The sequence below is a fragment of the Corallococcus sp. AB011P genome (genome assembly GCF_003611605.1).
GTDB lineage: Bacteria > Myxococcota > Myxococcia > Myxococcales > Myxococcaceae > Corallococcus > Corallococcus coralloides.
In genome coordinates this window covers 1,180,013-1,194,487 of sequence record NZ_RAVX01000001.1, presented here as the reverse complement: position 1 = coordinate 1,194,487, position 14,475 = coordinate 1,180,013, and the positions used below count along the sequence as shown (strand labels likewise).

The 14,475-nt window shown below is 69.0% G+C and carries 12 protein-coding genes; 6 read left to right on the top strand and 6 right to left on the bottom strand.

Annotation, left to right across the window (positions count from 1 at the left end):
- The first annotated feature begins 12 nt into the window (after positions 1-12).
- A complete protein-coding gene (locus D7X30_RS05080; protein ID WP_120561643.1) occupies positions 13-1,602 on the top strand; it encodes an SDR family NAD(P)-dependent oxidoreductase in 1,590 nt (529 codons plus the stop codon).
- A 10-nt stretch (positions 1,603-1,612) separates the two neighbouring features.
- Here the strand turns inward: D7X30_RS05080 and D7X30_RS05075 are convergent, their stop codons facing one another.
- Positions 1,613-2,785: a glycoside hydrolase family 26 protein gene (locus tag D7X30_RS05075; protein ID WP_120561762.1), complete on the bottom strand. Its 1,173-nt coding sequence runs from the start codon at positions 2,783-2,785 to the stop codon at positions 1,613-1,615.
- Positions 2,786-2,952: 167 nt separating this feature from the next.
- Between D7X30_RS05075 and ileS the strand changes: the two genes are divergently transcribed.
- Positions 2,953-6,696, top strand: coding sequence for an isoleucine--tRNA ligase (gene ileS, locus D7X30_RS05070; protein ID WP_120561642.1), 3,744 nt, complete (start codon positions 2,953-2,955; stop codon positions 6,694-6,696).
- Positions 6,697-6,928: 232 nt separating this feature from the next.
- A complete protein-coding gene (locus D7X30_RS05065; protein ID WP_233591385.1) occupies positions 6,929-9,091 on the top strand; it encodes a TonB-dependent siderophore receptor in 2,163 nt (720 codons plus the stop codon).
- Positions 9,092-10,071: 980 nt separating this feature from the next.
- Here D7X30_RS05065 and D7X30_RS05060 read toward each other — a convergent pair.
- From D7X30_RS05060 to D7X30_RS05050, 3 genes are read right to left on the bottom strand one after another with little or no spacing between them, the layout of a single operon-like run.
- The gene (locus tag D7X30_RS05060; RefSeq protein ID WP_120561641.1) at positions 10,072-11,628 is read right to left on the bottom strand and encodes a PepSY domain-containing protein; all 1,557 of its coding nucleotides are present in this window, start codon (positions 11,626-11,628) and stop codon (positions 10,072-10,074) included.
- A complete protein-coding gene (locus tag D7X30_RS05055) occupies positions 11,625-11,912 on the bottom strand; it encodes a hypothetical protein (RefSeq protein ID WP_120561640.1) in 288 nt (95 codons plus the stop codon). Before D7X30_RS05055 ends, D7X30_RS05060 begins: the two co-directional genes overlap by 4 nt.
- Positions 11,909-12,196: a hypothetical protein gene (locus tag D7X30_RS05050; RefSeq protein WP_120561639.1), complete on the bottom strand. Its 288-nt coding sequence runs from the start codon at positions 12,194-12,196 to the stop codon at positions 11,909-11,911. Before D7X30_RS05050 ends, D7X30_RS05055 begins: the two co-directional genes overlap by 4 nt.
- A 181-nt stretch (positions 12,197-12,377) precedes the next feature.
- Between D7X30_RS05050 and D7X30_RS05045 the strand changes: the two genes are divergently transcribed.
- Complete coding sequence (locus D7X30_RS05045; RefSeq protein WP_120561638.1) at positions 12,378-12,752, top strand: GFA family protein; 375 nt, start codon at positions 12,378-12,380, stop codon at positions 12,750-12,752.
- A gap of 3 nt (positions 12,753-12,755) precedes the next feature.
- Here the strand turns inward: D7X30_RS05045 and D7X30_RS05040 are convergent, their stop codons facing one another.
- Positions 12,756-12,911 carry a hypothetical protein gene (locus tag D7X30_RS05040; RefSeq protein ID WP_199724178.1) on the bottom strand — a complete coding sequence of 52 codons (156 nt, stop codon included), beginning with the start codon at positions 12,909-12,911 and terminating at the stop codon, positions 12,756-12,758.
- A 37-nt stretch (positions 12,912-12,948) separates the two neighbouring features.
- Between D7X30_RS05040 and D7X30_RS05035 the strand changes: the two genes are divergently transcribed.
- Both D7X30_RS05035 and D7X30_RS05030 read left to right on the top strand, forming a co-directional pair.
- Positions 12,949-13,212, top strand: a complete 264-nt coding sequence (locus D7X30_RS05035; protein ID WP_233591384.1) for a hypothetical protein — start codon at positions 12,949-12,951, stop codon at positions 13,210-13,212.
- Positions 13,213-13,237: 25 nt separating this feature from the next.
- Entirely contained in the window at positions 13,238-13,738 is a 501-nt protein-coding gene (locus tag D7X30_RS05030; RefSeq protein ID WP_120561637.1) for a hypothetical protein, read from the top strand.
- Here the strand turns inward: D7X30_RS05030 and D7X30_RS42630 are convergent.
- Entirely contained in the window at positions 13,725-14,465 is a 741-nt protein-coding gene (locus tag D7X30_RS42630; protein WP_233591383.1) for a hypothetical protein, read from the bottom strand. The genes D7X30_RS05030 and D7X30_RS42630 overlap by 14 nt on opposite strands.
- Positions 14,466-14,475 lie beyond the last annotated feature (10 nt).

The following is a 14,475-nucleotide window of genomic DNA, read 5'->3' as shown; positions in this document are numbered from 1 at the left end:
AAGCACCAGGGCGTGAAGAATCTGGCCGTCGAGAACCTCCCGCCGTCGTCGCCCGAAGCCGACACGGCCCTGCCCCCCGATGTCTCCGTCGAAGACGTGCGCCGCGCCACGGCGCTGCTCAACACGCTCGCCAGGCACCGCGTGCTCTTGCACCGCCTCCCAGACGAGGACCACCACGCCCTGCTGGCCGGCGCCAGCCGGCTCGTCCACCCGGACAAGGCCTCGAAGAACCGGCTCCAGAGCGCGCTCAAGAAGGAGCGCAAGGACGCGCAGCGCGCCAACGACCGCGCCGTGCGCGCCAGCACGGAGATCCGCATGATGCGAAAGGCGCCGGTGCTCAGCCTGCCCGCGCTGCCCGCGCCGCCGCCGGAAGCGGGCCCGGAGCGCCTGCTGGAGGTGCCGCGCAAGTGCTACGTGTGCAAGGGGGAGTACCGCAAGCTCCACTTCTTCTACGACGCCATGTGCATCCCGTGCGGGGACCTGAACTACGCCCGGCGCACGCAGCGCGCGGACCTCACCGGCCAGGTGGCGCTCATCACCGGCGCGCGGGTGAAGATTGGCTTCCAGGCGTCGCTGATGCTGCTGCGCTCGGGCGCCACCGTCATCGCCACCACGCGCTTCCCCCAGGACGCGGTGCACCGCTACGCACGCGAGCCGGACTTCGCGGACTGGGCCCACCGGCTCCAGGTGCACGGCCTGGACCTGCGGCACGCGCCCAGCGTGGAGCTGTTCGCGCGCCACATCGAACAGACGCACGAGCGGCTGGACATCCTCATCAACAATGCCGCGCAGACCGTGCGCCGGCCCCCGGGCTTCTACCAGCACCTGCTGGAGGGCGAGCTGCGCGACGCCGGCACCCTGGCGCCCAAGCTGCGCGCGCTACTCGCGGGCCATGAGGCCTGCATCGCCGCGCTCCGTCCCGCGCTGGGCCCGGGCGACATGGGCAACACGTCACTGCCCGTGGCGACCTGGCGCAGCGGCGACCCGGCATTGGGCATCCACTCCTCCGCGGCGCTGTCGCTGGTGCCCTACGCCATGGAGCAGGAGGGCGACACAGGCGCCCTCTTCCCGCAAGGAAGGCTGGACGCGGACCTCCAGCAGGTGGACCTGCGGGCTACGAACTCCTGGCGCCTCAAGCTGTCGGAGGTGCGCACCGCGGAGATGCTGGAGGTGCACCTGGTGAACGCGGTGGCGCCCTTCATCCTGTGCGGGAAGTTGAAGCCGCTGATGCTGAAGGACCGCTCGCGGCCGGGCCACATCGTCAACGTGTCCGCGATGGAGGGCAGCTTCTCCCGCGGCACGAAGACGGACAAGCACCCGCACACCAACATGGCCAAGGCCGCGCTGAACATGATGACGCTGACGTCCGCGTCGGACTACGCGCGCGACAACATCTTCATGAACGCCGCGGACACCGGCTGGGTCACCGACGAGGACCCCGCGCAGCACGCCGAGCGCAAGGTGCAGGAGCTGGACTTCCAGCCCCCGCTGGACATCCTGGACGGGGCCGCGCGCATCGTGGACCCCGTCATCACCGCCGTGAACACCGGCGAGTACGTCTGGGGCAACTTCTTCAAGGACTACCGCCCCACGAACTGGTGAGCCCCGGCCCTCAGCGCAACGCGCCCCAGTTGTAGGTCGCGTTGCTCCCGCCGGTCAGCACGCGCCAGTACGTGCTGTAATACCCATACGTGTCCTTGATGGCCTTGTAGTTGCTGGACACGTTCCAGTCGTTGGGGCTGGTCGTGCCCAGGTTGTAGACGAGCGAGTCGCCCCAGACGGAGTAGATGGCCCACGGGCGCGAGTCCAACTCGGACACCGTGCCGTAACGGCTGTCACCCCAGCGCACCGGCAGCTTGTCCGTCTCCGCCAGCATGCGCGGTTTGTTGTAGCCCGCGAGCCCCGTATAGAACTGGGCCGGGAAGTAGGGATTGCCGTGGTAGATGTCCACGCCCACCACGTCCACGCGGTCGTTGCCCGGGTAGTAGTTCCACGGGTCCCCGCCGTAGGTGCCGTCCCACTCGTACGGCGACCAGACGAAGATGAGGTTCTTCAAGCCGCGCGTCTTCACCAGGTAGTCGTGCGTGATGTTCCAGAGCTGCTTGTACTGAGCAGGGTCCTGGTTCGCCCACCAGAACGGTGACGCGCTCCCCTTCTTGTTCATCTCGTGGAAGGGGCGGTACAGCACCGGCACGCCCTGCTGCTGCAGGTACGCGAGCTTGTCCGCCGCGAAGGACAAGTCCCTCAGCAGCGCCTGGTACTCCGCCGTGTTGGCCTGCCAGTTGATGACCCGGCCGAACCAGTTGTAATCCATCCATGACTGCCGGAAGTTGTTCGGCCAGCTCTTCACCGGCGCGCCCGGATAGGACATGTGGAAGCTGAACCCCACGATGCCCTCCCCGTAGCTGAAGCGGTCGCGCGCGAAGCCCACCGCGTAGTCCACGTACGCTTCCGCGTAGGTGTTGCGGTAGTTGCCCGGCCCGAAGTCGAACTCCACGAAGCCCGGGCGCCGGCCGGAGATGTCCCCCACCTTCACCCAGTACTCGCCCGCGTAGGCTTCCTTCTGGGCCTCGCAGTGCTGGCCCATGATGGTCTGCTTCGTCCCACCGTTGCGGCTGTTGTTCTCCAGGTCCGTCAGCAGGTTGTAGACCTTCTGCGCCTGCGCCGTGGGGCCCGGCGTGCTCAGCGTCCGGGACACCTGCGCGCTCGCGCTGCTTGCGCCCAGGCACAGCACCAGCGCCGCCAACAGACAAGAGAGGGATGGCTTCGGGGGGACGTGCGTCACGCGGGGGACCTCCAGTGGCTGCCCGGGGAGCAGCCAGGGTGCCACTTCCTGCACGCGAATTACACGAATTTCAGCTTAGGCGAATCTGTCCACCGGCGTGCGGGCGGGTTCGCAAGGGCCTGGATTCACTGCCAAAGGGCCGGGCCGGTGGTATCAAGCAGGCCACCATGCCTGAAACGCCTTCGCCCCTGTTCAACGCGGTCCCCGTGGAGATGGACTTCCCGGCCGAGGAACGCCGCATCCTGGCCTTCTGGAAGGAGCGCGGCATCTTCGAGAAATCGCTCAAGGCGAACGAAGGCAAGCCCTCCTTCGTCTTCTACGAAGGCCCGCCCACCGCGAACGGCCTGCCCCACAACGGCCACGTCCTCACGCGCGTCATCAAGGACCTGTTCCCGCGCTACCAGACCATGCGAGGCCACTACGTGCCGCGCAAGGCGGGCTGGGACACGCACGGCCTGCCGGTGGAGGTGGAGGTGGAGAAGGAGCTCCGCATCCACGGCAAGGCGGAGATCGAGAAGTACGGCGTGGAGCCCTTCACGGAGCGCTGCATCGAGTCCGTGTTCCGCTACACGGGGGAGTGGGAGCGGCTGACCCAGCGCATCGGCTTCTGGGTGGACCTCAACGAGGCCTACGTCACCTATCACCGCGGCTTCGTGCAGAGCGTGTGGTGGGCGCTCTCCGAGCTCTACAAGAAGGGCCTGCTGTACCAGGGCCACAAGGTGGTGTGGTGGTGGCCGCGCGGCGGCACCGCGCTGTCCGCCGCGGAGGTGGGCCTGGGTTACAAGACGGTGGACGACCCCAGCGTCTACGTGGCCTTCCCGCTGCGCGATGCTCCGGACACGTCGCTGCTCATCTGGACGACGACGCCCTGGACGCTGCCGTCCAACATGTACGCGGCCGTGAACCCATCCGTGGACTACGTCACGGTGGACGCGGGCGACCGCAAGCTCATCCTCGCCGCCGCGCTGCGCGAGGAGCTGGCCAAGAAGCTGAAGAAGGACCTGCCCGTGCTGTCCACGCAGAAGGGCAGCGACCTGGTGGGCAAGCGCTACACGCCGCCCTTCGACACGTACTTCGCGAAGGAGGCGGACGCCACGCTGCCCCTGAAGGACGGCGGCTCGGACACGGTGGGCTGGCGCGTGATTCCGGCGGACTTCGTCACGCTGGACAGCGGCACGGGCATCGTCCACACGGCGCCCGCCTTCGGCGAGGACGACTACAAGGCCTACCGCAAGGACGCCACGCGCTTCCAGGACCCGGACGCGCTGGGCATGCGCTGCGCGGTGAAGCCGGACGGCACGTTCTCGGAGGAGGTGCCGCTCGTCGCCGGCCGCTTCGTGAAGGACGCGGACAAGGACCTGCAGCGCAACCTGAAGGAGCGCGGGCTGCTCATCCACACGGAGCAGTACCGCCACGAGTACCCCTTCTGCTGGCGCGCGGACGAAGACCCGCTCATCCAGTACGCCCGCCCCGCCTGGTACATCCGCACCACCTCCGTCATCGAGCAGGCCAAGGCGAACAACCAGCAGGTCAACTGGGTCCCGGAGAACATCAAGGACGGCCGCTTCGGCGACTTCCTGGCCAACAACGTGGACTGGGCCCTGTCGCGCGAGCGCTACTGGGGCACGCCGCTGCCGCTGTGGATCCACTCGGAGACGGGTGAGACGGAGGCCGTGGCCTCCATCGCGGAGCTGCGCCAGAAGCCGGGCAACAACGTGGCCGCCGTGGAGGCGGAGCTGAAGGCGTTCCTCGCCGGCAAGCCGCACGAGTCCAACGCGGAGCACCTGCTGGTCCACAAGCCGTGGATCGACAAGGTGACGTACGAGAAGGCCGGCTCCGGTGGGAAGTTCCAGCGCGTCCCGGAAGTGGTGGACGTGTGGTTCGACTCCGGCTGCATGCCCTTCGCGCAGTGGGGCTTCCCGCACGCGGAAGGCAGCAAGGAGACGTTCAACCGCGCGTTCCCGGCGGACTTCATCTCGGAGGCCATCGACCAGACGCGCGGCTGGTTCTATTCGCTGCTGATGGTGAGCACGCTCCTCTTCGACGAGGAGACGCAGAAGCGCATGGGCCTGACGCCCAAGCGTGAGTGGCCCATGCCGTACAAGAGCTGCATCGTGCTGGGCCACGTCTCCGACAAGGAGGGCAAGAAGGAGTCCAAGTCCAAGGGCAACTACACCCCGCCGGAGATCATCCTGGACGAGGTGCGCATGGACTTCGCGGTGCTCACCGCCACGGAGGCCGGCGTCCCGGCGGAGCCCGGCGTGGCGCTCATCGCGCGCGAGGACCTGGAGGGCCTGGACACGCAGGAGGGCGCGAAGGTGCTGCTCTTCCGCCCGGACCAGCCGGACGCGCCCGTCAGCGTCACCGTGAAGGTGCACAAGAAGCTCAAGCGCCGCGTGGTGCTGCTGGCGCCGCAGGAGCTTCAGCAGCTGGACGTGAAGCCCTCCGCGCGCGGCGTGGACGTGATGCCGGTGGAGGTGCCCCGGCTGGCGGCCACCGAGCGCGTGGTGCTCAAGGACCCCGCCACCAAGGCGCCGGGCGCGGACGCGTTCCGGTGGTTCTTCTACGCGGCCAGCCCCACCTGGTCCAACACGCGCCACTCGCTGGCGAACGTGCGGCTGTTGCAGAAGGACTTCCAGGTCAAGCTGCGCAACGTCTACTCGTTCTTCACCATCTACGCGAACATCGACGGGTTCAACCCGGCGAAGGGCACCGCGTCCAGCACGGAGGCGCCGTGGCTGGCCATCCGCAAGAGCCAGGGCTGGCGCGAGGTGAAGGCCCGGCCGGTGCTGGACCGGTGGATCCTCTCCGAGGTGCAGCTCACCCTGCGCGACGTGGCGAAGGCGCTGGACACGTACCAGGTCTACGACGCGGCCCAGCGGATGGTCGCGCTGGTGGACGCGCTGTCCAACTGGTACCTGCGCCGCAGCCGTGAGCGCTTCTGGGCGCCGGGCTTCGAACAGGACAAGCAGGACGCGTACTTCACGCTCTACGAAGCCTTGACGACCATCACCGCCATGTCCGCGCCCTTCATCCCGTTCTTCGCGGATGACATGTGGGGCAACCTGGTGGGCAAGCCGTGGGGAGCGTCGCAGCCGGAGAGCGTGCACCTGGCGAGCTTCCCGGACGTGGACGCGAGCCTCATCGACGAGGGGCTGGCCGCGGAGATGGGCGCCGTGCGCGAGCTGGTGTCGCTGGGCCTCAAGGTCCGCACGGACAACCGGCTCAAGGTGCGCCAGCCGCTGTCGCGCGCGGACGTCATCCTGTCGCGCCGTGAGCTGACGGAGCGCGTGGCGGTGTACCAGGCGCTCATCAGCGACGAGCTGAACGTGCACACCGTGAAGCTGGTGGAGCCGGGCAGCCCGGAGGCGGACGTGGTGCGCTACCGCGTGCGGCCCAACCTGCGCGCCATGGGCAGCCGGCTGGGCCCCAAGCTCGCGCCGGTGCGCAAGGCGTTCGACTCGGGTGATGGCCGCGCGCTGCACCAGGAGCTGCTCCAGACGGGCAAGGTCGCCCTGAACGTGGGCGGCGAGGACATGGTCTTCCCCGCCGAGGAGCTGGAGACGCTGGTGGAGGCGCAGCCGGGCTACGCCGCCGCGGGCGGAGGCGTGGGCGTGGTCGTGATGCACACGCAGCTCACGGAAGCCCTGGTGGACGAAGGCCTGGTGCGCGAGCTGCTGGCGCGCGTGCAGGGATCCCGCAAGGACATGAACCTGGGCTACACCGACCGCATCCGCCTGTGGGTGGACGGCGATGACCGCGTGAAGCGCGTGGTCGACGCGGCCCGCGACGAGATTGCTCGCGAGACGCTCGCCTCCGAAATCCACGTGGGCCCCCAGGGCCTCACCGGCACGGAGGAGGAGGCCAGCCTCAACGGCCTGCCCGCGAAGCTTCGCGTCGAGCGAGCCTGAAACCCGGCCCCCCGGATGGCAGGGAAAGACAGCTCCGGGTAAACACATACCCGGGGCTTTGAAGGCAGACATCCGGTGTGGCGCGGCGAGGGCCGGGAGGGCGTGGGCGACTCCCGGCTTGCCGCCTCAGGGGGCGCGTGTTACGCGGCAGGGCATCCCCCTGATTTCGCAAATCATTCTCAACCTGCCCACTCCGTTCCGCAGCCGTCCGCGCCACCTCGTCCCGGGGGCGTTGCTTGACGCCTCCCTCTCCCTCCTCGCCTCCCCTGCCCTGGCGCAGGAGCCGGTCGCGCCCCAGGAGCCCGGGGCTCCGGAGCCCGAGCAGTCTCCCATCGCGGGTGAAGACCTGGGGGAAGGCGACCTCTACCTGAAGACGGTGGTGGTGGAGAGCGAGCGCGCCAACGGCCCGGTGCTGGGCTACACCGCGCGCCGCAGCGGCAGCAGCACGAAGACGGACACCGCGATTGGAGACACGCCGCAGTCGGTGTCGGTGGTGGGCCGGGCGCAGATGGACGCGCAGCAGGTGCAGTCCGTGACGGAGGCCACGCGCTACACGCCGGGCGTGCGCTCGGACACGTTCGGCGCGGATCCGCGCAACGACTGGTTCCTGATTCGCGGCTTCGCGTCCCAGGAGGGCGGCTACTTCCTGGACGGGCTCCAGCTCTACTCCAGCAGCTTCGCCACCTGGCGCCTGGAGACCTTCGGCCTGGAGCGCGTGGAGACCCTGCGCGGCCCCTCCTCCGTGCTGTACGGCGGCACGTCTCCGGGCGGCCTGCTCAACATGGTGGGCAAGCGTCCGCCGGTGGAAGGGCACATCCGGCACGTGGAGCTGAGCGTCAACGAGTTCGCCAACGGCTACGCGGCCGTGGACTTCGGCGGCGCCATCGACTCGGGCAACCACTGGCGCTACCGGGTGACGGCGCTGGCGCGCGGCGGCGGCACGCAGGTGGAGGAGACGGACAACAACCGGCTCTTCATCGCGCCGGCCCTCACCTGGGCGCCGACGGAGAACACGGCGCTGACGCTGCACGGCAGCTTCATGGCGGATCGCACGCAGGGGCAGAACTTCCTGCCGTACGTGGGCACCGTGGTGGACGCGCCCCATGGCCGCATCCCCACCAACCTCTTCACCAGCGACAAGAGCCTGGACCACTTCCAGCGCAACCAGTCCTGGGCGGGCTACGAGTTCTCCCACCGCTTCAACGACACCTTCACGCTGCGGCAGAACCTGCGCTACGCGCACCTGGACCTGGACTTCCAGACGCTCTACGGCGTGGGCTACGTGGGTGAGCCGGCGGACGCGCAGCTGTCGCGCGGCAACTTCGTCACCCGGCCGACCGCGAACCTCTTCACGGTGGACACGCAGGGTGACGTGCGCTTCAGCACCGGCCCCGTGCGCCACCTGGTGCTCGCGGGCGTGGACTTCAAGAACTACGTGCTGAACGACGAGCAGGGCTACGAAGCGGGCGCGCCGCTGGACCTGCTCAACCCCGTGCGCGGCGACTACACGCCCACGGAGACGCGCTACACGCTGAACCAGTCCACGCAGAACCAGCTGGGCGTCTACCTCCAGGACCAGCTGCGCATTGGCGACCGGCTGAGCCTGGTGCTGAGCGGGCGTCATGACTGGGTGGGCCTGGACGTGGACAACGAGCTCGCGCCCACGTCCAGCTACGACGGCAGCGAGAGCGCGTTCAGCGGCCGCGCGGGTCTGCTCTACCGCTTCGACGTCGGCGTCGCGCCGTACGTCAGCTTCTCCAGGTCATTCAACCCGGTGGCAGGGACGAAGTCGGACGGCTCGCTGTTCGAGCCGGAGAAGGGCCAGCAGCTTGAAGCGGGCGTGAAGTACCAGCCGGATGTGTTCCCGGTGCTGGTGGGCCTGTCAGTGTTCGAGCTGAAGCGTCAGAACTTCGTGACGACGGATGGCGCCTTCAACCAGCTGCAGATTGGCGAGGTCCGTTCGCGCGGCTTCGAGGTGGAGGCCAACGCCACGCTGCTGCGCGGGCTGAGCCTGATTGGCTCCGCGTCGCTGTACTCGCTGGAGATCACGGAAGGGGCGGAGCTGGAGTTGGGCAAGCGCCCGGTGGGTGTGCCGGAGGTGCTGGCGTCGCTGTGGCTGGACTACACGTTCCAGGACGGAGCGCTGCGCGGCTTCGGCGCGGCGGCGGGCGTGCGCGGCGTGGGCAGCTCCTACGCGGACCGCGAGAACACGCTGGAGGTCCCGGGCTTCACGCTGGTGGACGCGAGCGTGCACTACGAGCGCGGCCCGTGGCGCGCCGCCATCAACGCCTCCAACGTGGCGGACAAGACCTACGTGTCCTCGTGCAGCTCCGCGACGGCCTGCTTCTACGGCGAGCGCCGCCGCACGTCCGCCACGGTCGGCTACACCTGGTAGCCGTCACGAGGGCCTGAAAGCCCTCACCCGCGACTGCATCCACGGGGCCCTTGTCTGGCACGTCTCCGCCAGCGAGGGCCTCATGTCGTTCCCGGCTGCCGCGCCTCGAGACGCGTGGAAGCGCCACGGTCACGCGTTGAAGGGACTTCCCCCCGAGCACCAGGCCCGCGGACACGAAGGTTGTCCCCATGGGTGAGAAGGTGAGAACCCCGCCGGGACGCCCCGTCGGCGGCGCACCGAAAAAACCTGTCCGGCTGTCGGACAAGTTCTGAGAGTCCGTGGCGAGGGAGCTCCGCTCCGCCCGGGCAGCAGAAACCTGTCCGACTGTCCGACAGGTTTGGAAGTCCGTGGCGCAGGGAACCGCTCCGCGGTCCGAGCAGCACGAACCTGTCCGACTGTCCGACAGGTTTGGAACTCCGTGGCCCGGGGGACTCCCTTCCGCCGGCCAGCGAGAACCTGTCCGACTGTCGGACAGGTTTTGAGAGTCCAGGCCACGGAGGAGCCACCGCTCCGCCCAAGCCTCAGGAACCTGTCCGACTGTCCGACAAGTTTGGAAGCCCGTGGCTCGGGAGCTCCGTTCCGCCGGACAGCGAGAACCTGTCCAGCTGTCGGACAAGTTTTGAGAGTCCGTGCCACGGAGGAGCCACTGCTCCGCCCGGGCAGCGGGAACCTGTCCGACTGTCCGACAGGTTTGGAACTCCATGGCACGGGGGGACTCCGTTCCGCCCGGGCAGCGGGAACCTGTCCGACTGTCCGACAGGTTTTTGAGAGTCCGTGGCCCGGGGCCCTTCCGCCCGGACAGCGAGAACCTGTCCGACTGTCGGACAGGTTTTGGAAGACCGCGCCCAGGAGGACCGCCTCGGATGCGAGGTGGACCGCATGGGCACTTGGAGCCTGGCACGCATCGTGCATTCAGGCTTCACAACCGCGCTGCGGGGAAGTCCCTCTCGCGCCCGCCGCGCTTCACGGCCGCTCGGGCCTCACGCCTTGACGAGGGGCCCTTCGGTCGCGGCACCACCGGACACGGGCACCGCCGTCTTCCGCCTGCGCAGGCCCCACGCGAGCCCGCCGCAGCCCAGTGCCATCGCGGCCAGGAACGCCTCCGCCACGAACACCGGGGGAAGGCCGCGCGACAGCGCCGTGAACAGGTTCACGTCCTGCGTCAGCACGTCGCCCACCACCACCGCGCCGAACAGCACCGCGGCCGCTGCGGACAGCACACTGCCCACCCGGCGTGACGACCCTCGCGGCACGAGCGCGATGACGACCGCGAGCGCCCACGCGCCCAGGAACAGGCCGAACTCCCAGTCCGCCCGCCGCGCCATCGCCCACGGCAACACCCGGTTCGCGACGCAGTACACCGCCGTGCCGAACGCGAGCCCCGCGGACACCCCCACCGTCAGCCGCTCCAGCACGCGGTTGCCCCTGCGCGTGCGCAGCGGGTCTCGGCGCTCCAGCCAGATGAGATTGCCGGTGACGAGCACCGCGCACATCGCCAGCGAGAGCAGCGCGTAGAGCGGCTTCATCAGCGCCTCCGCGAACCGGCCCGCGTGCAGGTCGAAGAGCAGCCGCTCGAAGGTGAAGTTCGGCGTGCGGGACTCCATGCTCGACCCGAACGTCTCTCCGCTCACGCTGTCCACGTGCGCGAAGTGGTCCGGCCCCAGCGGGGACAACTGGAAGTACACACCCGCCCAGCCACGCGCATCGCCGTAGCCGTGAAGCTCCACGTAGCGGGGCGTGCCCTCCGCGCCCGGCACCGACGCGCGCGCCCGGTCCACCACCGTGTCCAGCGACAGCATGGGCGCGTCCTTTCCCGCCGCCTCTCGCACGGGAGTGCTGTAGCCGCGCAGCTTCGTCACCCGGTCCGCCTGCCCCCGGTACACCGTGCTCCCGAAGCCCTGCGCCGCCAGCCCCGCCAGGCACAGCACCGCCCCCGTCCACGCCAGCATCGCGGTGAACGGCAGCCCGAAGACGCCCAGCACCTTGTGCGCGTCCGACGCGGAGAAGCGCGGCTTCACCGTGGGCCGGAAGCGCCACCACTGCGCGCGCAGGTCCCTCAGGTGGATCCACAGGCCGCTGACCAGCGCCACCAGCAGCGCCACCGACACCAGGCCCGTGAACTCCATCCCCCAGGGCACCCGGTAGAAGAAGTGCATCCAGTACAGCTCGCTCGCCAGCCGGCTGCGCTCCGGCAGCGCGGTGCCGGTGAGCGGGTCCAGCCACAGCACGCGCATCCCCGTGGGCTCGAAGAGGTACGCAGTGATGAACCGCGTCTCTTCGTGCGTGAGCATTCCCACGTGAGCGCCGCGCGGCAGCCGCCCCTGCTCCCGCACCCGATCGAGCATCAGGTCGAACGACGGCGGCGACCCCGAGGGCGGCGCGACATGGAGCGCGGGCTCCTGCCACACCTCCAGTTCCTCGCGGAACATCGCGAAGACGCCACAGAAGAAGATGACGAACAGGAACAGGCTGGCGACGACACCCGCCCACGCATGCAGGTCGAACTGGATGCGGAACGTCCGGGGCGACAGCTTCATCGCGGCCCCCGCACGACCAGCGCGACGGCCACCGGCACCACCACCGCCAGACACACGCCCCACGCCACCCGGCCATTCCGAGCCAGCGGCAACGCGCACGCGAGCCCCACCCACACCGGCAGCACCACGTGGAAGCCCAGCGCGAAGGCCCACGGCCCCGACACCGGCAGGAACGCCATCACCGCCGCGCCCACCGCGAACGCCGCGAGCGGAGCACCCAGCACCGTCGCCAGCGTCTGCGCGACGGAGTGGTTCGCAGCCTTGTCACCGCGACCCGCGCTCATCGGCCCACGCCCATCAGCGCCACCGGCACCAGTCCCGCCACGCCACTCACCCACGCGAACGTGCGCGCACGCGAAGGCCGGGACGAGAGCACCAGCACCAGCGCCGAGGCCGCCGTCATCGCCAGCACCAGCAGCACCAGCAGCCCCGCCACCCACCCGAAATCACCCACGCAGCACCCCAGCGACGCGAGCCCCGGCACGGCCGCGCTCCACCGCGCACGGCCACCCACGCCCATCCACGACACCGCCGACACGCAGAAGCACAGCGCGGCGAGGCTCAACATCGCGTCCACCGCGCGACCTCGTCTCTTGGTTCCAAGTTGATAATGATTTGCATCCTCACGACTGCCCCCAGACCTGTCAAGGCATGCGGAAGGCACCCGTGCTCACGGTGCGAGCGTCGACGCACGAACACCGTGCGCGCACCGCGCTTCCAGGAAATGTCGCGCTCTGGATGATGGCGGAATGAGCGAAGCCGGGACCTTGAAGGGAAGCTGTCACTGCGGTGCGACGCGGTTCGAGGTGAGCGCGCCGCCCAGGGACGTCACCCGCTGCAACTGCACGTTCTGCTCCAAGCGCGGCGTGCTCTGGGCCTACTACGAGCCCGAGCAGGTGACGTTCATGAGCCGCGACCAGGTGGCCACCTACGCGCGCAACGAGCCCGTGGCGCACCACCACTGCCAGCAGTGCGGCTGCGGCACGTGGACGGACATGCCCGCGTGGGAGGACAACGCGCCCGTGCCCGGCAGGTTCAAGGTGGGCCTCAACGCGCGCCTGTTCAACGACTTCAACCTGGACGCGGTGCGCGTGAAGTTCGTGGACGGCCGCAACCTCTGGTAGCCGTCAGAGGCGCGGGGCCGGAGCGCGGGCCTCCGGGAAGTCGGTGGACACGGAGAGGTCCTTCCACTTCTGGTCCTCCGCCTTGAGCGCGTCCAGCTTCTGCTGTGACAGCTCGAACGCGTCACTGCCCAGCACCAGGTGCAGCGGCGGCGAGGCCATCGCTGCCACCTGGTACGAGCTGGAGCACGGCCCCTCCGTGGACATCCCGGAGCCTGTCGCGCGCAGCAACCAGCACAAGGCGGCCGCCATCGCGAAGGCCCAGAAGGAGGGGCTGGTATCGAAGCACTTCGCGGCGGACGAACTGCTGGCACTGGTGCTGGCGCTGTCCAAGACGTGGGCCTTCCCGCTGTCGTACTGCGCCACGGCCACGCCGCCCACGCCCGCGGAGCTCCGCCGGCGGCGCCGCTCCGTCGTGGAGGCGGTCCGGCTGCTGGTGACGCCCGTCAGTTCAGCGCAGTGAGGCCCGTCAGGGCGCAGGCTTGAGCATGAACTTCCGCCTTCCCTCGAACGCTGGCTACGACACCCTGGAGGGCGCCATCCTGCGCCCGGTTCGCATCAACGACGAGCCGTGCCTGCTCCTCGAGCTGCGCACGACGGGGACCTACTTCAGCCGTGACAGGTCCCCCGCCGGGAAGGTGGTCGAGGACTATGCGTTCCGACTCCCGCAGGTGGTCGTGCTGCGGGACCGCATGGAGGACCTGCTGGACCACCTGCGCCACTGGCAGGTCACCCAGGAGGACTTCGGAGTGGACCTGGAACCGGAGGGACACGAGGCCACCTGCACGATGGAGGTCGGGATGCGCGAAGGCATGCACTGCGGCCCATACAAGCCGGCCTTCACGCTGTACTACTCCAGCGTGAAGACCCGCGTTGAAGTGACCTTCGTGGTCGACCCCTCATGCCTGCTGGAGTGGGCGGAGACGATGGAGCGGGCCTTGGAGCTGGCATCGCCTGCAAGGCGCCGTCCCCCCATCAGTTCGCGGTGAACGTCGTGTCGTTGCGGTACAGCAGCGTCCGCGACCAGTCCGCCGTGTAGACGAGCGTGTCCACCCGGTAGGTGCCCGCGCTCAGCGACGTGGGAAGGGTGAACGCGGACGTGTACCCGCGCGTCTGCCCCGCCGTGAACGCCTGGTTCGTGTACGACGTGGACGTCGCCAGCGCGGAGCCGGTCGCGTTGCGGATCTCATACTTCACCACCAGCGTGCGCGCGGCGGAGGACGTCACGGTGCCCGTCACGTTGAAGGACTGGCCGCGCGTCACCGTCGCCGGGCTCACCGTGGCCTTCGTGGTGGAGAGCTGCGCGGGCTGCGGGTCCTGGTTCGCGTAGAAGCCCTTGAAGGCCGCCGCGGCGTTGGGGAAGCCGGTGACGAAGGTGTTGCCGCCGTTGTTGTCCGCGCTGGACAGCTGGTGGTGACCGTCCGGCGCCTGGATGTCGAAGTACGAGTGGTAGCCCACGTTGTTCGCAGGGTCGAAGATGAACGCCAGCATCTGCTGCACGTAGTACGTGTCATCCCCGCCACCGCTCGTGGCCGCGTCGTTGACGCCCCACTCCGGCACGGACAGTCGCTTGTTGTGGGATTGGGCGAAGTTCTTGAACTTCGTCAGCGCCGGACCGAACTGCGCGTTCCACACCGACTGCCACCGCGTGAGCGCGCATGAACCCGAGCAGCCCGCCGGAATCGGATAGGCGCCGTTCCAGCCCTGGTCGTACATGTCCAGGCCG

Coding starts and splice junctions, on each gene's coding strand:
- ileS (WP_120561642.1), top strand. CDS start 2,953: ATGCCTGAAACGCCTTCGCCCCTGTTCAACGCGGTCCCCGTGGAGATG.
- D7X30_RS05060 (WP_120561641.1), bottom strand. CDS start 11,628: ATGAAGCTGTCGCCCCGGACGTTCCGCATCCAGTTCGACCTGCATGCG.
- D7X30_RS05055 (WP_120561640.1), bottom strand. CDS start 11,912: ATGAGCGCGGGTCGCGGTGACAAGGCTGCGAACCACTCCGTCGCGCAG.
- D7X30_RS05050 (WP_120561639.1), bottom strand. CDS start 12,196: ATGTTGAGCCTCGCCGCGCTGTGCTTCTGCGTGTCGGCGGTGTCGTGG.
- D7X30_RS05045 (WP_120561638.1), top strand. CDS start 12,378: ATGAGCGAAGCCGGGACCTTGAAGGGAAGCTGTCACTGCGGTGCGACG.
- D7X30_RS05040 (WP_199724178.1), bottom strand. CDS start 12,911: ATGGCCTCGCCGCCGCTGCACCTGGTGCTGGGCAGTGACGCGTTCGAG.
- D7X30_RS05030 (WP_120561637.1), top strand. CDS start 13,238: ATGAACTTCCGCCTTCCCTCGAACGCTGGCTACGACACCCTGGAGGGC.
- D7X30_RS42630 (WP_233591383.1), bottom strand. CDS start 14,465: ATGTACGACCAGGGCTGGAACGGCGCCTATCCGATTCCGGCGGGCTGC.